The sequence below is a fragment of the Streptomyces sp. MspMP-M5 genome (assembly GCF_000373585.1).
Lineage (GTDB): Bacteria > Actinomycetota > Actinomycetes > Streptomycetales > Streptomycetaceae > Streptomyces.
Genome location: NZ_KB891889.1, coordinates 75,628 through 92,713 on the forward strand (window position 1 = coordinate 75,628; position 17,086 = coordinate 92,713).

Here is a 17,086-nt window from a genome sequence, read left to right on the forward strand (position 1 = left end):
TCCCCCTCGGTGCTGCGCTGGTGCGGATACGGGCGCGGCGCCGGCGGCGTTCGGGCGCGCTCACCGGTGCCCAGGACAGTGGTGCTCGCCCCGGTGGGGGTCCATGCGGCCTTGGCGAAGACCTGGGGCGTTCGTCGGCCAATCATGGTCAAGCGCTGGGGGGAGGTTCCTCGGGGGCCGGCGGGCGGGGGACGGCCAGGGGGTCGAGGAGCAGCGCGAGCGGCAGCAGGGCGGCGGCCAGCAGCCAGCCGGCCAGGACGTCGCCGGCCCAGTGGACGCTCAGGTAGACGCGGGTCAGGCCGACGCCGAGGGCCCACAGGGCGAGCAGGGCGCACCAGAAGCGGCCGGTGCCGGGGTGGGCGCGGCGCAGCACGCCCCAGGCCAGGATGCCGGCGGCCAGCGCGGCGGTGGTGGCGTGGCCGGAGGGGAAGGAGTGGCCGGAGGCGTGCGCGGCCCAGTCGGCGTGCGGCGGGCGGGGCCGGGCGAGCAGTTCCATCAGGCCGCCGCGGACGGCCTGGCCGGCGGCGAGGACGAGCAGCGCGCAGGCCGCCGCGCGGAGCCGGCCGGCGGTGCCGCGGCCGGCCAGGAGGCCGGCGAGGAGCGCCATCAGGTAGGGGACGGCGCCGGTACCGGTGGCGGTCAGGGCGCCGGCCAGGGAGCGCAGCGGCTCGCCGTGGTGGGCGGTGGACCAGTGCAGGGCGGCCCGTTCGGGGGCGAGCGGGGCGCCGTGCCGCAGGGCCGTGGTGACGGCCGCGGCGGTGAACAGGGCGGCGGCGAGCGCCGCGAGGACGAGGAGGCGGCCGGGGGGCGCGCCGAGGCGCGGGCCGCGGCCGGGGGCCGGGCGCGCGCCGTCGCACGGTGGGCCGGGGGCCCGCTCCGGCGGCGCCCCCGGCGGCGTCACCGGGTGGCGACCAGGGGGCGCAGCGGGGTCTCCCGGACGCGTTCGACGAGCGGCGCGGCGCGCCGGGCGAGCGGCATGCAGACCGCGGCGACCAGGGTGCCGACGACCAGGCCGACGGCGACGTCGTGCGGGTAGTGGGCGCCGACCCAGACCCGGGAGGCGCCCATCAGGAGCGCGGCCGGGACGGCGAGGGCGCCGATCCGGCGGTCCAGGAGGAGCAGCGCGATCGCGGCGGAGGCGGCGATGGCCGAGTGGTTGCTGGGGAAGGACCAGTCGCCCAGCCCCGGGCACGGCTCGACGGTGACCACGTGCAGGGTCTGGCAGGGCCGCTGCTCGTGGAAGAAGCTCTTGACCACGTCGTTGGCCACGTAGGCCAGCACGACGACGACCGGGACGGCGAGCGCCATCGCCATCGCCACCGGTGGCGTGTGCCGGCCCTCGCCGCGCGCCAGCCGGCGGCGGGAGCTGCCGCCGAGCCGCTGCCGGGCGCGCCACCAGGCGACCAGCATCAGCAGCGCGAAGACCCCCAGTCCGAGGTCGGTCCAGTAGGAGACCAGGACGTTGAGGAAGTGCGGCATGTCCTGGGCGAAGCCGGTCACTGAGGTGTACAGGCCGCCGTCGATCGAGGCTCCGCCGAAGGCGAGGTCGGTCACTGGGCTTACTCCTTGGCGGGTCGGCGCGGGGTGCGCGGGCCGGGTGCCGGGCGGGTCGCGTGGTGCGCCGGCCGCCCGTCGTGCTCCCTAAGTGTGCCGGGTCGGTCGGGGTGCCGGTGGCGCGGAGGCGTGATCCGGCGCATCGCCGGGCGCCGCGTCCGGCTCGCGGGCCGGGCGCCCGGCGCGCGAGCGGAGCACCTCCAGCGCGATCGGGCTCAGCGAGATCAGGACGACCAGGGCGACGACCGGCAGCAGATACCGGTCGACGTTGGGCACCGAGGAGCCCAGGGCGTATCCGGCGAAGGTGAGGCCGAGCGTCCAGCCCAGGCCGCCGGCCGCCTGCCACACGGCGAAGGTGCGGGCCGGCACGTTGAGGGCGCCGGCGAGCGGGTTGAGCACGGTGCGGACGATCGGCACGAAGCGGGCCAGGACGATCGCCTTGGCGTGGCCGTAGCGGGCCAGGTACTCCTCGGCGCGGGCGGCGCCCTCGCGGAGCTTGCGGGAACGGCCCCCGGCGAGCAGGGCGCGGCCGCCGCGGCGGCCGATCCAGTAGCCGGTCTGCGAGCCGGCGAGGGTGCCGACGGCCGCGGCGGCGAGGACCTGCGGCAGCGCGAGGTGGACGGCGCCGCCGACGCCGGGCGCGCACAGCAGCCCGGCGGTGAACAGCAGGGAGTCGCCGGGCAGGAAGAAGCCGACCAACAGGCCGGTCTCGGCGAAGAGGACGACGGCGACGCCGAGCGCGCCGAAGGCGGCGAGCAGTGAGCCGGCGTCGAGGACGTTGACCGCCTGTGTGACGGCGGTGGCGGACAGTGCGGCGGCCGCTACGGCCATGTCGGTGGCCCCTCCCATAATGGGTCTCGGGCCTGCCGAGCGACCGGCCCGACCGTCTACAGCCACGTAGACGGTCTACGGAACTGTAGACGACGGAAGGGTGGAGGGCGTTCCATGTCGGAGGCATCCCCCGCGGCCCGCCGCCCCGCCGGCGAGCTGGAGGCGAGCGTGCTGGCGGCGCTGTGGGCGGCCGACGGGCCGCTGACGCCCGCCGAGGTCCAGGGCGAGCTGGGCGGCGAGCTCGCCCGCACGACGGTCACCACCATCCTCAGCCGGCTGTACGACAAGGGCGCGGTCTCCCGCACCCGGGCCGGCCGCGGCTTCGCCTACTCGCCGATACACGACTCCGCCGGCCTGACGGCCCGGCGGATGCGCAGCGAGCTGGACAAGCAGGACGACCGCACCACCGCGCTCGCCCGCTTCGTCTCCGAGCTGACCACCGAGGACGAACGGCTGCTCCGCTCGCTGCTGGACGAGACGGACGCGCCCGGCCCGGCCCCCGGTTCCGGCCCCGGGACGACGCCATGATCTTCGCGGTCTGGATCCCGCTGCTGGTGCCGCTGCTGGCCGTGCCCACCGCGCGGCGGCTGGCCGAGTCGCTGCCGCCGCGCGCCGCGGCCTGGCTGCTGGCCGGCTGCGCCGCGGTACTGGCCGCCTGCACGGTCGCGGCGCTGTGCCTGCTCACCGCCGCTGGCGCGCTGCGGCTGCCGCCGGTCGCGGCCTTCGGCCATCTGGAGCGGGCGCTGCGGGGCACCGACGCGGCGGTGACGGTCCCTGCCGCCCCGGTCGCCGGCGCGCTGCTGGCCCTCTGCGCATGCGCGGTCGCCCGCCGCGCCCTGCGGCACCGCGCCGAGCTGCGCACCGCCCGGCGCGCCGCCGACGCGCACGGCCGGGCCGGCGACCTGTGCGTCCTGCCGGACGCGGTGCCCGACGCCTACGCCCTCCCGGGCCGGCCGGGCCGCGTGGTGGTCACCGTCGGGATGCTGCGGGCGCTGCCACCGGCCGAACGCGAGGCGCTGTTCGCCCACGAGCGCGCCCATCTCGCGGGCCGGCACCACCTCTTCCTGCTGACCGCCGCGCTGGCCGCGGCCTGCCATCCGCTGCTCCGCGGCCTGCGCTCCCCGCTGGCGTACGCGCTGGAGCGCTGGGCCGACGAGTCCGCCGCCTCCCGGGTGGGCGACCGGCAGGTCACCGCCCGGGCCATCGGCCGCGCCGCGCTGGCCGCGCGCACGCACACCGCGGCCGCGCCCCGCCCGAGCACGGCGCTCGCCGCGACGACCGGCCCGGTACCCCGCCGGGTCGCCGCCCTGCTGACCCCCGACCGCCCGGCGGGCCGCCCCCGCGGCCGCGCCGCACCGGTCGGCCATCGGCTGATAGCCGCCGCCCTGCTGGCCTGCGTCACCGTCTCCGCGGCCGGCGCGGTGGACGCCGCGGCCGACCTCCACCGCACGGTGGAATCGGCCCAGGGGGAGCCGGTGGGCCGCTAGGGCCGGCCCCGCGGCCGCGGAGGCCCCGCCGTGGCGCCCTGCCGTCCCCGGCCCCGCCGGCCCGCCGCCGTCACGGCAACGCCACCCCGCCCACGTCCTCGCCCTCCCCGTCGGCCACCCCGCTATTTGTCCGTCCCGCCGTCCGTCCCGCCGTCCGTCCCGTCCGCCCCCGTGGCGCGCACCGTGAATCCCAGCCGGGCGCCGCCGTCGGGCCGGGCGGCGGCGTAGGCGCGGCCGCCGTGCGCCGTCGCGATCTCCCGGACGATGGCCAGGCCCAGGCCGGAGCCGGGCAGGCCGCGGGCGGCCGGGGCGCGGTAGAAGCGGTCGAAGACATAGGGGCGGTCGCAGTCGGCGATGCCCGGGCCGCGGTCGAGGACCTCCACACGGGCGCCGGTGACCACGACCTCGATGGGCGCGGTGCCCTCGGCGTCGAACTTGGCGGCGTTCTCCAGGAGGTTGCTGACCGCCCGGTGCAGAGCGGCCGGGCGGCCCGCGACCAGCGCGGGGCGGTCGGCCCGCACGGTGATCTCGCGGCCGGTCCGGCGGCGGGCCGAGGCCGCCGCGCGCTCGGCGACCTCCGCCAGCCGGACGTCCGCCGGCGGGTCGTCGTCGCGCTGCCCGGCCGCCAGGTCGACCAGCTCGTTGACCAGGTCCGTCAGCTCGCGGGCCTCGCCGGCCAGGTCGGCCAGGAGTTCCCCGCGGGCGTCCGGCGGCAGCTCGTCGAAGCGCTTGAGCAGCGAGATGTTGGTGCGCAGCGAGGTCAGCGGGGTGCGCAGCTCGTGTCCGGCGTCCTGGACGAGCCGCTGCTGGTCGCGCACCGCGGTGGTCAGCCGGCCCAGCATGTCGTCGAAGGCCCGGCCGAGCCGGGCGACCTCGTCCCGGCCCGCGACCGGCACCACCACGTCCGTCCGGCCGTGCGCGGCGACCCGCTCGGCGGCCGCGGTCAGCCGGACCAGCCGCCCGGTGATCCGGCAGGCCAGCCACCAGCCGACGGCCCCGGCCAGCGCGACCACCCCGGCGGCCAGCAGTACGGTGCGCTGCTGGAGCGCGGCGAGCAGGTCCTCGGTGCCGCTGAACTTCTGGGCCACCTGGACGGCGCCGCGCCCGCCGCCGAGCGCCACGGTGGCGACGTGGTACTCCGTGTCGCCGAGGTCGGCGACCCGCTCCTCCCAGTCCCCGGCCCGCTGCCCGGCGGCGAGGTGCCGGGCGCGGTCGCCGGCCGGCAGCGCGGGGTGCCCGGCCTCGGCGATCCGGCCGTCGGCGGCCAGCACCTGGACGTCGGTGCGGGTGGCGCCGGTCAGTTCGTCGCGCGGCCCGTCGTCACCGCGGCCGCGGCCGGTGGTGTAGTCGGCCGGCGTGTGCGGCCGCTCCCGCACCTGGGCCCGCAGGTCCCGGACGACCTGGGTGAAGACCGACTTCTCGTCCAGCCGCACCAGTCGGGCGGCCGCGTCGTAGCTGAGGAAGCCGACCAGGACGGTCACCCCGGCGGCGCCGGCGGCGAAGGCCAGCGCGAAGGAGGTGCGCAGACTGGCCGGTTTGCGGGCGCGCAGCCAGGCCGGCCGCCGTACGGCCCACCGGGCCGCCGACAGCCGGGCGAACAGGCCGCGGCGCCCGGACCCGCTCATCTAGTCCTCGCGGAGCACATAGCCGACGCCGCGCACCGTGTGGATCAGCGGCCGGCTGCCCGGCACGTCGACCTTCCGCCGCAGATAGCCGACGTAGACCGCGAGGTTCTTGGAGCCGGGCCCGAAGTCGTAGCCCCATATCCGGTCGTAGATGGTGGAGTGGTCCAGCACGATCCCGGCATTGCGGGCCAGCAGTTCCAGCAGCTCGAACTCGGTGCGGGTCAGCTCCAGTTCGCGCTGCCCGCGCCAAGCGCGCCGGGAGGGGCCGTCGATCCGCAGGTCGGCCGCCTCGACGACGCCGCTGTCCCGGCCATCGTACCCCTCGCCGGGCTCGCCGGGCCCGGTGCCGTCGGCGGCCGGCGGCGCGGCGGTGCGGCGCAGCAGCGCCCGCAGCCGGGCGAAGACCTCCTCGACCTCGAAGGGCTTGACGACGTAGTCGTCGGCGCCGGCGTCCAGGCCGGCGATCCGGTCCGCGGTCTCGACCCGGGCGGTGAGCATCAGGACCGGGGTGCGGTCCTGTTCGGCGCGCAGCACCTGGCAGACCTGGAGCCCGTCGATGCCGGGCATCATCACGTCCAGCAGGATCACGTCGGGCCGTTCGCGGTGGGCGGCGGCCAGCGCCTGGATGCCGTCGGCGACGGCGGTGACCCGGTACCCCTCCAGGGTCAGGGCACGTTCCAGCGCGGTGCGGATCGGGCGGTCGTCCTCGGCGAGCAGCACGGAGTGGGTCACCCGGCAAGTCTGCCAAGGCGCTGCGCGGGGCCGACGGGCGGCCGGTCCGCCGGGCGCTTTCTTACCGGTCTCTCACCCGGGGCACGCCCGCGGCTTACCCGGTGGGGCCACGGTGGCCGGTGCCGGACGGGCCGCCCGCGGGGACCGGCCGCGGGCCCGGCCCGGCCGGCGGCACGGACACCCGGCGCCTCCGGGGCGCGGTTCGGGCGCCCCTGGGCGCGACACCCGGAAGACACCCCATGAAGATCACCCTGCTGCTGCACAACGCGTACGCCGCCGGCCCCGCCCTGCGCGGCACCCTCGCCCTCGCCGCGGCGCTCGCCGACCGGCACGATGTCGAGCTGGTCTCGATGCTGCGGCACCGCGAGGTCCCGCGGTGCGCGGTGGACCCGCGGCTGCGGCTGGTGCCGCTGGTGGACACCCGGATCGGCAGCGACGACATGGCGCACCCGCTGTTCGGCGAGCCCGCGCCGGACGTCCCGCGCGCCGAGGGGCAGCACCACCAGTACAGCCGGCTGGTCGAGCTGCGGGCGGCGGAGTTCCTGCGCGGCACCGACGCCGACGTCCTCGTCGGGACCCGCACCGGGGTCAACGTCCAGCTGGCGCGCTTCGGCCCCCGCCGGGCCCTGCGGATCGCCCAGGAGCCCCTGCGGTACGACGTCTGCGAGGCCGCACTGGGGGCCGAACTCGCCGGTCCCTACCGGGCGTTGGACGCACTGGTCGCCCCCGAGGAGGCGGCGGCGGCCCGCTGGCGGGCGCGGCTGCCGCTGCCCGGGGTACGGGTGCTGGCCCTGCCACCCGTTGTCCCCGCAGTCCCCGCGCCCCCCACAGTTCCCGAGACCTCCGCGCCCACCGACCCGGCCTCCGCGCCCGCCGGCCTCGCCCCCGCTCCGGACACCGGCGACGGCGACGGCGACGGCGACGGCCGACAGACCATCGCGGCGGCCGGCCGGCTGGTCCCCGGCGAGCGCTTCGACCTGCTGGTCGAGGCGTTCTCCGCGGTCTGCGCCAAGCACCCCGGCTGGCGGCTGCGGATCCACGGCGAGGGCCCGGAACGCGCCCGGCTGCACAGCCTGATCGACGGGCTGGGGCTGGGCGGCCGGGCGGAGCTGGGCGGGCCGCGGACGCCGGACGGGGCGGAGTTCGCCGGGGCGTCGATCGCCGCGTCGGCCTCGGAGACCGGGACGTCCGGACCGGCCCTGGTCGAGGCGATGCGGCGGGGCGTCCCGGTCGTCGGCACCGGCCGCCCGCCGGGCCCCACCGAGCTGATCCGGGCCGGCGGGGGCGGGGTGCTGGTGCCGTGCGACGACGGGCGGGCGCTGGCCGGGGCGCTGCTGGACCTGGCCGGGGACCCGGCGGGCCGCCGGGCGATGGGCGCGGCCGCCCGGGAGAGCGCCCGCCGGCACGGCCCCGGGCCGGTCGCCGAACGCTATCTGCGGCTCTTCGAGGAGCTGCGGGCCACCCGCCGCTCCCGGGCGGTGCGCCGCACCCTCGGACTGGCCGGGCACCGGGTACGGACACTGGCCCGGGGGCACGCACGGGCCTGAAACGCACGGGGCACGGGCCTGAATCGGCCGGGCGCACGCGGGCCTGAAACGCACGGGGGCACACGCGGGCCCGTAACGGCCGGGTGCATCCGGCCGCCGCGATGCTCCACCCCACCCGCACCACCCGCCCCACGCACGCCATCCGTCACCAACTCCCCTGTGCCGCCGGGAACTTCGGCGCGGCGATCTGGCGTCTCCGGTCGTGAACATGCTGAACTGCTGAGGGGGCGGCAGCCGCTTCGAGCAGATGGCGCTTCGCATTCCGCAGGTCCGACGGGCAGGAGGCCGCTCATGCTGCACGGTGTCGATGTCAGCGCCTACAACACCGCTTATTCGGCCAAGGGGCTGGACTTCGTCTTCATCAAGGCCACCGAGGGCCGCTCCTACACCAACCCGCACCAGTCGGCCCAGGCCGCACGCGCCCGGGAAGCGGGTGCCGTGGTCGGCTTCTACCACTTCCTGTGGCCGGGCAACATCGCCGCCCAGGCCCGCTACTTCGTCGAGAAGTGCGCCTCGCTCCGGGGCGACCTCCTGGCCGCCGACTGGGAGACCACCGGCTCCGGCACCTACGCCAGCAACGCGCAGAAGGACGAGTTCCTGCGCGAGGTCAAGAAGCTGCGCCCCACCCACCGGGTGCTGCTCTACTGCAACCGCGACTTCTGGCTGCACCGCGACAGCACCTCGTACGCCGCGGACGGGCTGTGGATCGCCGACTACGTCACCGCCGGCCACCCGCGGATCAAGGCGAAGTGGCGCATCCACCAGTACACCGACTCGCCGCTGGACAAGGACGTCATGGCCTTCGGCAGCAAGGCCGAGCTCAAGAAGTGGGCGCACCCGGCATAAACTTCTCCGGCAGTAACCGGACACGCCTGGCGGACACTCCGCGTGACACGATCCCGCGGCGGACGCACAGTGCGTGACGCAATCGCGTAAGGAGCACCCGTGACGGACCCGGCGGCCAAGGCCCTGCAGCAGGAGATAGCCCGCGAACTCCAGGTGCCCGCGGAGTTCGACGCCGAGTGGGAGATCGAGCGCCGGGTGTCCTTCCTCACAGCGCAGCTGACGTCGACGGGGCTGCGCGCCCTGGTGCTGGGCATCAGCGGCGGGGTCGACTCCACCACCGCGGGCCGGCTCTGCCAGCTCGCCGTGGAGCGGGCCCGCACCGAGGGCCACGACGCGGCCTTCTTCGCGATGCGGCTGCCCTACGGCGAGCAGGCGGACGAGAAGGACGCGCAGCGTGCGGTGGAATTCCTGCGCGCCGACCGCCTGCTGACCGTCGACATCCGCCCGGCCGCCGACGCCGCGCTGGCCGCCGCCGTCGACGCCGGCGTCGTCTTCCGCGACGCCCACCACCAGGACTTCGTCCACGGCAACATCAAGGCCCGGCAGCGCATGATCGCCCAGTACGCGGTGGCCGGCGCCGAGCACGGCCTGGTCGTGGGCACCGACCACGCCGCCGAGGCGGTCTCCGGCTTCTTCACCAAGTTCGGCGACGGGGCGGCCGACGTGGTCCCGCTGACCGGCCTGACCAAGCGCCGGGTGCGCGCTCTCGCCCGGGCGCTGGGCGCCCCGGCCGAGCTGGTCGAGAAGGTCCCCACGGCCGACCTGGAGACCCTGGACCCGGGCAAGCCCGACGAGGACGCCCTCGGCGTCAGCTACGACCAGATCGACGACTTCCTGGAGGGCGAGCCGGTCGCGCAGGCCGCCTTTGCATCGATCGTGCGGCGCTACCGCCTCACCGCCCACAAGCGGGCGCTGCCGATCGCGCCCTGAACGGAGCGGGGCGCGGCCCCCACCGGACGCGCCCCGGCACCGTCCGGCCATGCGCCGGCAAGGGAGCGGTCACCGGCCCGGTGCTAAACCATGGGCCGGAGCGGGCATGCATCCGGCCATGGGAAGCCACGAAGTGCGATCGGAAGATCAACTGTCAGTGGGGCCGCCTACTCTCCACGGCATGGGTGACGCACGCCTGACCGAGATCCAGACCGCGCTGACCACTGCCTCCGACCTCGCCTCCGCCCTCCGCGCCGCGCCGACCCGGCGGGACGCCGACCGACTCGTCGACGTCCTGCGCCAGGCGCTGACGGTGGCCGGTTCGCTGGGCGGGACCGCCGGCCCGACCGGCTGCGCCCTGCATCCGCACGGCGCGGTGGACCCCCTCCACGGCGACCCGGACGACCCGCTGCCGCCGGGGTACGGCAAGTGCCTGCTGTGCAACGACCGCCGTCGCCGGGCGGACGCGCAGCAGCCGCACGTCCGCCCGTGCACCCGCCCCCGCCCGCACCCGGGCTGGCACCGCCGGCTGAGCGCGTAGCGACGGCTAGGGCGCCTCTGACGTGCGGTCCCGGGTGCCGGGGCCGGCCGCGTCGTGGTCCGGCGCGGTGTCCCGCTTCCGGTTCGGCCGGGCCGGTCGCAGGGCGAGCCGGCCGAGTACCGCGGCGACGGCCAGCGCGGCCAGCGCCAGCAGCAGCGCGTTCGGTACGCCGTTGCCCAGCCGGGCCGCCCACTCCTCCAGCCGGGCCTCGGTCTCCGGGCTCAGGATTCCGGGCAGCGCGCTGGTCCCGTTGAAGCGCAGGAACAGCACGCCGATGCCGATGAAGAAGAGGCCGGAGACCAGGGACGTGGTGTGCAGCCGCAGCCGGCCGAGGGTCAGCTCGCGGCCGCGCAGCCAGCCCCGGGTGCCGAGCCGGAAGCGGTCCCACAGCAGTGCCAGCAGGAACAGCGGCAGCGCCATGCCCAGCGCGTAGACGGCGAGCATCGAGGCGCCGTAGAGCGGCGAGCCGCTGACCGCGGTCACGGTGAGCACCGCGCCGAGGATCGGCCCGGCGCAGAAACCGGCCAGGCCGTAGACGCAGCCGAGCAGGAAGGTGGAGAGCGCGGTGCGCGGGGTGATCCGGGCGGCCGCGGCCTGGGCGCGCCGGGAGGCGAAGCCGAGGCCGAGGATCTGGGCCAGGCCGAGGGCTATCACCAGCCAGCCGCCGACGGCGATCAGCAGGTCGCGGTGGCCGTTGAAGAGCCGGCTGGCGGCGGTGCTGGCGGCGCCCAGCGGCACCAGGGTGGTGGCCAGCCCCAGGTAGAAGACCCCGGTGCGGGCCAGCAGCCGGCCGGCGCCGGCCAGCGAGTAGGCGAAGAACGCCGGGAGCAGCAGGGCGCTGCACGGGCTGACCAGCGCCAGCGCGCCGCCCAGGAAGGCGGCGAGGTAGCCGATGTCGGAGGTCATTTGCCGGCCCCCGCGCCGTGCTTCTTCGCCGCCGCGGCGGCCTGCTCGACGGCCTGCTCGAAGACCGCGGTGTCCTGCGCCCCGGCGATCGGCCGGCCGTTGACCAGGAAGGACGGGGTGGACTGGACGCCGAGCTGGTAGCCCTCGTCCTGGTCCTTCTTCAGGGCCTGTGCGGCGGCCGGGCCGCCGAGGTCGGTGCGGAACTTCTCCAGGTCCGGCACGCCGGCGGTGCGGGCCAGGTCGACCAGCTTGTCCTCGGCGAGCGCGTCGCCCTTGCGGGTCTTGGCGTAGAGCTCGTCGTGCAGCTGCCAGAACTTCCCCTGCCGGCCGGCCGCCCAGGACGCGCGGGCGGCGCGCTCGGAGTCGGCGCCGAAGACGGGGAAGTTGCGGAACTCGATGCGCAGGGTGCCGGCGTCGACGAACTTCTTCACCAGCGCGGGCTGGGTCTCCCGGGTGAAGCGGCCGCAGAACGAGCACTGGTAGTCGGCGTACTCGACGAGGACGACCGGGGCGTCGGGCTTGCCGACGGCCAGCGGGTCGCCGGGGGTGCGGCGGCTGGTGCGGTTCGCCAGCTCGTCGTACAGCTTCTGCTGGGCGGGGTCCTCCTGCTGTGCGGCGGAGGCGCCGCCGTCCTGGGCGGTGGCGGAGGCGGTGGTGTCCCGGCCGTTCTCGACGGTCTTGCCGACCGCGACGGCGATGGCGATCACGGCCACCACGAGCGCGAGGACCGCGCCGACGGCGGCGAGTTTGCGGGCAGGGGAGGCGGAAGCGGGCATGCGGAAGCTCCTGAGGTGCGGAGGTACGGGAAAGAGGGCAGCCGGGGGTGGGTCCGGGCGGCCTATATCCGCAGTACGGGCAGGAGCGCGGTGCGGTCCGGAACGGGGGCGCCGCCGGTGGGCGGGCGGGCCAGCGCGAACCGGTGGGGCAGGTCGGCGGCGAGCGGCCCGGGCGCGGTGACGTCCGCGGCGAGCGGCTCGGCGCGGTGCGGGGCGGGCAGCGGGGCGCCCTCGCCGGGGCTCGGCGCATGGCGGCCGGAGCAGTTCTTGACGCCGTCGGCCACCGCGACGGGGGCGGTGGCATCGGGGTGCGCGGCGGACGCCGCGGCCGGGCCCGCGGGGCCGCTCCGCCAGATCTCGGCGGCGGCCGCCGCGCGACCGGCGAGCCATGCCTGGTCGCCGCCGATCCGGCAGAGCAGCGGCCCGAAGGCGACGGCGAGGAGGAGCAGCAGGGTCAGCGTCGCCGAGCGGCGCAGCCGGTGCATGGTCCCCCCTTTGCCGTCGGGCCGTTTCGTTCGGAACGTCCCATCCTACGGATCGCCCGAACGACAGCCATCGCGGTGGCATAGGTCACCCCGGGCACACCCTTCCTTTGATGGCGGAACTTCCGGTGATTTCCGTTTTGCGGTCTTTGGCCGCGGGTGGCCCGGCCTGCCATAGTCGTCCGCGGCGGCCCCCTTGCCCCAAGGGCGCGGGAGGTGGTCCCTGCCGATGGCGGGGCCGGCCGCCGCCGGCCGCGCGGGCACCCCCCTTCCGCCCGTGGGCGGCCGGGTACTGGGGCTCACCCCGCGGCACCCGCGGGCGGGCCCCAGTCCCGTCTCCGGGGAGGCTTACGGGCCGGGCCGCGCGGGCGCGCTCAGCGGTCGCCGACCCGGATCTCGAACCAGGTCGTCTTGCCGCGCGGCAGCAGATCCACGCCCCAGCGGTCCGAGAGCTTGTCGACGAGGAAGAGGCCGCGTCCGCTGACGTCCATCGGCTGCACCGGCATCAGGCACGGCAGACCGCGCGAGGGGTCGCGCACCTCCACCCGGATCCAGCCGCGGCGGCGCAGTATCCGCAGCCCGAACGTCCGGGCGCCGGTGTGCCGTACGGCGTTGCCGACCAGCTCCGAGACCAGCAGCACCGAGTGCTCGGCGAGCTGCGGCGAGAGGGACCACTGGCGGAGCAGGATCGCGGCGGTGAGCCGGCGCGCGGTCCGCGCGGACTGCGGGCGCGAGGGGAGCCGGACCTCGCCCAGGGTCGGGTCCCCGACCAGGCCGGGCCCGCCGGGTGGCCGGGCGGCCGGCGCCGGTTCCACGGGAGCCGGGGTCGTCTCCCCGTCCGCGCCGGGGGTTCCCCAGTGCGGGGCCGCGCCGCTCCGCGGCCGCGGCTGCTCCGTTCCATCGAGGCCCGCCATGCCCCCCATGATGACCGTTCGCGGTCGCGTCGGGGGACGGAACCCGTGGAATCCCTTGTCCGGAATCATGGCCTCCGCGCCTCCCCGACGACATATGCCAACGGCAGCACAGGCTCGGCCCTACCGCGCTGACCTGCGACAACTCCCCGCGTACGACGGGGCGATGGGAGCCGCCGGCGCGGCCCCGTCACGGTGTGACGAGGTTTTCCGCAATTCGCCCACACGAGGCATGGTGTACCGGCCAAACCCCATCCGCCCCGTCAACACCAGTCGCCTCAGCGGAACTTGGCCTTGCCCGGCCCCTCCTCGACGAAGCTGCGCATCCCGGTCTCCCGGTCCTCGGTCGCGAACAGCCCGGCGAACCAGGTGCGTTCGATCGTCAGCCCGGTGTCGAGGTCGGTCTCCAGGCCCGCGTCGACGGACTCCTTGGCGGCCCGCAGCGCCAGCGCCGGCCCGGCCGCCAGCCGCGCCGCCCAGGCGTGCGCCTGCGCATGGACCTCGTCGGCGGGCACCACCCGGTCCACCAGCCCGATGGCCAGCGCCTCGTCGGCCTTCACATGGCGGCCGGTGAAGATCAGGTCCTTGGCCTTGGACGGGCCGACCAGCCGGGCCAGCCGCTGGGTGCCGCCGGCGCCCGGGATCAGGCCGAGCAGGATCTCCGGCTGGCCCAACTTGGCGTTGTCGGCGGCGATCCGGAAGTCGGCGCAGAGCGCCAGCTCGCAGCCGCCGCCGAGGGCGTAGCCGGTGACCGCGGCGACCACCGGCTTGGGGATCCGGGCCACCGCGGTGAAGGAGTCCTGCAGGGACTTGGACCGGACGACCATGGCCGCGTGGTCCATGGCCTGCATTTCCTTGATGTCCGCGCCGGCCGCGAACACCTTCTCGCCGCCCCAGAGCACGACGGCGCGGACGTCGTCGCGACTGCCGGCCTCCTCGGCGAGTTCACGGAGCCGGTCCTGGGTGGCGATGTCCAGGGCGTTCATCGGCGGGCGGTCCAGGCGGATGGTGCCGACGCCGTCGGCGACCTCGAGATGCACAGTCATGCCGGGCAGGTTAGTACGCGTTAACGCGGTGCGCCGCCCCGCCCCCGGCCGTCCTTCCGCCCGGTCCGCGGCGCTACGTCGACCGCCACCGGTCCCAGGAGAGGTTCCAGTCGCCGAAGCCGTTGTCGGGCTGGACGGTGCGGTCGTGGGAGTTCTGGACGACGACCACGTCGCCGATGAGGGAGTTGCGGTAGAACCAGGCCGCGGGGGTGTCCGGGTCGCCGCCGCCGCGCACGTCGTAGAGGCCGACGCAGCCGTGGCTGGCGTTGCGGGTGCCGAACGCGGCGCGGCCGGACCAGTAGTTGCCGTGGATGAAGGTGCCGGACGTACTCAGCCGCATCGCGTGCGGGACGTCCTTGATGTCGTACTCGCCGCCGAAGCCGACGGTGTCGCCGTTCATCCGCGTCACCGGGTGCTTCTCGCTGATCACCATCCGGCCGTTGTAGGTCTCGGTGCCCGGGGCGCCCGCGGTGATCGGGACCGTCCGCAGGGTCCGGCCGTCGCGGACCACCGTCATCTGCTTCGTCCGGGCGTCGACGGTGCTGATCTGGCTGCGGCCGACGGTGAAGGAGACCTCCTTGGCCTGGGTGCCGTAGACGCCCGGGCGGCCCTCGACGCCGTCGAGGTCGAGCCGGAGGGTGACCTTCGTGCCGGGCGCCCAGTACTTCTCGGGGCGGAAGTCGAGGCGGTCGTTGCCGAACCAGTGGCCGGCGATCGGGACGGCGGGGCGCGCGGTGACGGTGACGGCCCGCTCGACGGCCCCGGGGCGGGTGATGCCGCGGGTGAAACGGATCGAGACCGGCATCCCGACGCCGACCCGCTGGCCGTTCTCGGGGCTGTACTGGCCGATGAAGGTGTTCTTCGGGACGAGGGTGGTGAACGTGGTGTGCTCGGCGGCCTGCCGGCCGCGGGCGTCCACCGCCACCGCGTCGACGGTGTACCGCGTCGAGGCGCCGAGGTGGCCGTCGGGCCGCCAGAGGGCGCCGCCGCCGGATATCCTCCCGTCGACCTCGTTGCCCTTGGCGTCGGTGACCTTGACGGAGCTCAGCCGCCCGCGCCGGGCGGTCACCTTCAGGGCGCCGCTGGTGGCCACCTCCCGGGCGCCGTCCCGGGGCGCTATCACCACGGCGGCCTGCGAGGCGGCGGTGTCCGGCCCCCGGCCGGGCGCGGTGCCGCCCGCACCGCCGCAGGCGGCGACGAGCAGCAGCAGCGGAGCGAGCAGCAGGACCAGCGGCGCGCTCGCGCGGCGCACCCGCCGCCGGCGCACCGGCTCCCCCGCCATCGGCTGGACGTACACGACTGGCCCCTTCCCCCTCGCACGGCCGGCGGTCCGACGCCCGGGCGCCCTCGACCGGGTCCGTACCTCCAGGCAACCACACCGCACCGACAGTCAACTCCCCCCGGAGGACGCTGTTTAGTCACCGGCGGCGGGGTGGGTGCGCGGGCATGCGTACGAGCGCCGGGCGGTGCCCCGCGGGCGCGCGGGCCGCGCCCGGTTCAGCGCAGCGCGCTGCCCGCCCGCCAGGCCGCCCAGGGCATGTTCCAGCCGCCCAGGCCGTTGTCGGGGGCGACCGTGCGGTCCGGGGAGTTGCGGACCTCCACGGTGTCGCCGACGATCGAGTTCCGGTAGAGCCAGCCGGCCGGGGTGTCCGGGCCGCCGCCCCGGACGTCCTGCAGCCCGACGCAGCCGTGACTGGTGTTCAGGCCGCCGAAGACCGCCCGCGGCGCCCAGTAGTTGCCGTGCAGGAAGGTCCCGGAGCGGGTCAGCCGCATGGCGTGCGGCACGTCCGGGATGTCGTACTCGGCGCCGAAGCCAACGGTGTCGCCGTCCATCCGGGTCACCGCGTGCCGCTCCAGGATCACCATCGTCCCGTTGTAGGTGGGGTTCGCGGTGTTGCCCGCGGTGACCGGCAGGGTGGCCACGACCTTGCCGTCCCGGCGGACGGTCAGCGTGTGCCGGGCGGCGTCGACGGTGCTGACCTGGTCCCGGCCCACCTGGTACTGGAGCGTCTTGAGCTGGATCCCGTAGGCGCCGGGGCCGGTGCGGACCTCGCGCAGCCGCAGGTGGACGGTGAGGCGGGTGCCCGGCCGCCAGCGGTTCCGGGGCCGGAAGTCCAGCCTCCGGTGGCCGAACCAGTGGGCGGCGATCTCGACGGCGGGCCGGGCGCCCACGGTGACCGCGCGCTCGACGGCCGCGCGGTCGAGGACCGGGCGGTTGAAGACCAGCGAGAAGATCAGGCCGGTGCCGACGGTGGCGCCGCTCTCCGGCGAGTAGAAGCCGATGACGCGGTGCGGGGGCGCGAAGGTGTTGAAGGCGGTGTGGCGGGTGGTGCGGCGGCCGGCGTCGTCCACCGCGACCGCGTCGACGGTGTACCGGGAGGCGAGTTCGAGGGAGGCGGAGAGCGGCCGCCAGATCGTGCCGTCCCGGGAGATCCGGCCGGCGACCGGCTGCCGGCCGCTGCCGCCGGTGCGGTTGACCTCCACCCGTTCCAGCCGGCCCGCCGGGGCCCGGACCTCCAGCCGGCCGTTGGCCCGTACGCCGCGGGCGCCGTCGCCGGGGACGATCCGGATCGCCTCCTCGGGGGTGGGCGGCCCGCCACCGAGGAGGTCCCGTTCGGCGCAGCCGGCCAGCGCCGCCGCGCCGGTGAGCACGCCCAGCAGCGCGCGGACGGCGCGGCGCGGGCGGCGCGGCCGGGGCGCGCGGCGGGCCGCCGGGCCGCCCCCCGGTGCGCGGTCCGCGGTGCGGCCTCCGGTGTCGCCCCCTGGTCGAAGATGCTGATGGCCGGTCATATCCCGGATTGTGACGGATAATTCGCAAGTTGGACGGTATGCCGCGAAGAGCAATGTCATGCCGTGCCGCCCGGCCGACCGG

At 76.2% G+C, this 17,086-nt stretch carries 18 protein-coding genes; 6 read left to right on the forward strand and 12 right to left on the reverse strand.

Annotated elements, in window-relative coordinates; genetic code table 11:
* Positions 1-148 precede the first annotated feature (148 nt).
* The 3 genes from B073_RS48780 to B073_RS0116695 form a co-directional block, all read right to left on the reverse strand.
* Complete coding sequence (locus B073_RS48780; RefSeq protein ID WP_018539228.1) at positions 149-901, reverse strand: phosphatase PAP2 family protein; 753 nt, start codon at positions 899-901, stop codon at positions 149-151.
* Positions 898-1,554: a phosphatase PAP2 family protein gene (locus B073_RS0116690; protein ID WP_018539229.1), complete on the reverse strand. Its 657-nt coding sequence runs from the start codon at positions 1,552-1,554 to the stop codon at positions 898-900. The genes B073_RS48780 and B073_RS0116690 overlap by 4 nt, the downstream gene beginning before the upstream one ends.
* 87 nt (positions 1,555-1,641) lie before the next feature.
* Positions 1,642-2,385 carry a DedA family protein gene (locus B073_RS0116695; RefSeq protein ID WP_037811901.1) on the reverse strand — a complete coding sequence of 248 codons (744 nt, stop codon included), beginning with the start codon at positions 2,383-2,385 and terminating at the stop codon, positions 1,642-1,644.
* Positions 2,386-2,499: 114 nt separating this feature from the next.
* On the opposite strand from B073_RS0116695, the gene B073_RS0116700 reads away from it, so the two are divergent.
* Entirely contained in the window at positions 2,500-2,913 is a 414-nt protein-coding gene (locus tag B073_RS0116700) for a BlaI/MecI/CopY family transcriptional regulator (RefSeq protein WP_018539231.1), read from the forward strand.
* Positions 2,910-3,872: a M56 family metallopeptidase gene (locus B073_RS0116705; protein WP_018539232.1), complete on the forward strand. Its 963-nt coding sequence runs from the start codon at positions 2,910-2,912 to the stop codon at positions 3,870-3,872. Before B073_RS0116700 ends, B073_RS0116705 begins: the two co-directional genes overlap by 4 nt.
* Before the next feature lie 122 nt (positions 3,873-3,994).
* On the opposite strand, the gene B073_RS0116710 is transcribed toward B073_RS0116705, so the two are convergent.
* Both B073_RS0116710 and B073_RS0116715 read right to left on the reverse strand, forming a co-directional pair.
* The gene (locus B073_RS0116710; protein WP_018539233.1) at positions 3,995-5,497 is read right to left on the reverse strand and encodes a sensor histidine kinase; all 1,503 of its coding nucleotides are present in this window, start codon (positions 5,495-5,497) and stop codon (positions 3,995-3,997) included.
* On the reverse strand, positions 5,498-6,229 hold the full coding sequence (locus tag B073_RS0116715) for a response regulator transcription factor (RefSeq protein ID WP_018539234.1): 732 nt from the start codon (positions 6,227-6,229) through the stop codon (positions 5,498-5,500).
* 239 nt (positions 6,230-6,468) lie between these two features.
* On the opposite strand from B073_RS0116715, the gene B073_RS0116720 reads away from it, so the two are divergent.
* From B073_RS0116720 to B073_RS0116735, 4 genes are all read left to right on the forward strand, one after another.
* Positions 6,469-7,776 (forward strand): glycosyltransferase, encoded by a 1,308-nt coding sequence (locus B073_RS0116720; protein ID WP_018539235.1) that lies wholly within the window; start codon positions 6,469-6,471, stop codon positions 7,774-7,776.
* Between the two features lie 291 nt (positions 7,777-8,067).
* The gene (locus tag B073_RS0116725; RefSeq protein WP_018539236.1) at positions 8,068-8,622 is read left to right on the forward strand and encodes a GH25 family lysozyme; all 555 of its coding nucleotides are present in this window, start codon (positions 8,068-8,070) and stop codon (positions 8,620-8,622) included.
* Between the two features lie 99 nt (positions 8,623-8,721).
* Positions 8,722-9,552, forward strand: coding sequence for an ammonia-dependent NAD(+) synthetase (nadE, locus tag B073_RS0116730; protein ID WP_018539237.1), 831 nt, complete (start codon positions 8,722-8,724; stop codon positions 9,550-9,552).
* A gap of 181 nt (positions 9,553-9,733) precedes the next feature.
* Entirely contained in the window at positions 9,734-10,093 is a 360-nt protein-coding gene (locus tag B073_RS0116735; protein WP_018539238.1) for a hypothetical protein, read from the forward strand.
* Positions 10,094-10,099: 6 nt separating this feature from the next.
* On the opposite strand, the gene B073_RS0116740 is transcribed toward B073_RS0116735, so the two are convergent.
* The 7 genes from B073_RS0116740 to B073_RS0116770 form a co-directional block, all read right to left on the reverse strand.
* Positions 10,100-10,999 (reverse strand): cytochrome c biogenesis CcdA family protein, encoded by a 900-nt coding sequence (locus tag B073_RS0116740; RefSeq protein WP_018539239.1) that lies wholly within the window; start codon positions 10,997-10,999, stop codon positions 10,100-10,102.
* A complete protein-coding gene (locus B073_RS0116745) occupies positions 10,996-11,775 on the reverse strand; it encodes a DsbA family protein (RefSeq protein ID WP_018539240.1) in 780 nt (259 codons plus the stop codon). The genes B073_RS0116740 and B073_RS0116745 overlap by 4 nt, the downstream gene beginning before the upstream one ends.
* A gap of 62 nt (positions 11,776-11,837) precedes the next feature.
* Positions 11,838-12,260 carry a hypothetical protein gene (locus tag B073_RS0116750; RefSeq protein ID WP_026247453.1) on the reverse strand — a complete coding sequence of 141 codons (423 nt, stop codon included), beginning with the start codon at positions 12,258-12,260 and terminating at the stop codon, positions 11,838-11,840.
* A 371-nt stretch (positions 12,261-12,631) separates the two neighbouring features.
* A complete protein-coding gene (locus B073_RS0116755) occupies positions 12,632-13,171 on the reverse strand; it encodes an ATP-binding protein (RefSeq protein WP_237550472.1) in 540 nt (179 codons plus the stop codon).
* Between the two features lie 275 nt (positions 13,172-13,446).
* The gene (locus B073_RS0116760) at positions 13,447-14,214 is read right to left on the reverse strand and encodes an enoyl-CoA hydratase/isomerase family protein (RefSeq protein ID WP_026247455.1); all 768 of its coding nucleotides are present in this window, start codon (positions 14,212-14,214) and stop codon (positions 13,447-13,449) included.
* Positions 14,215-14,287: 73 nt separating this feature from the next.
* The gene (locus tag B073_RS0116765; RefSeq protein WP_026247456.1) at positions 14,288-15,496 is read right to left on the reverse strand and encodes a L,D-transpeptidase; all 1,209 of its coding nucleotides are present in this window, start codon (positions 15,494-15,496) and stop codon (positions 14,288-14,290) included.
* Between the two features lie 215 nt (positions 15,497-15,711).
* Positions 15,712-17,004, reverse strand: coding sequence for a L,D-transpeptidase (locus B073_RS0116770; RefSeq protein WP_018539244.1), 1,293 nt, complete (start codon positions 17,002-17,004; stop codon positions 15,712-15,714).
* Positions 17,005-17,086: the final 82 nt, after the last annotated feature.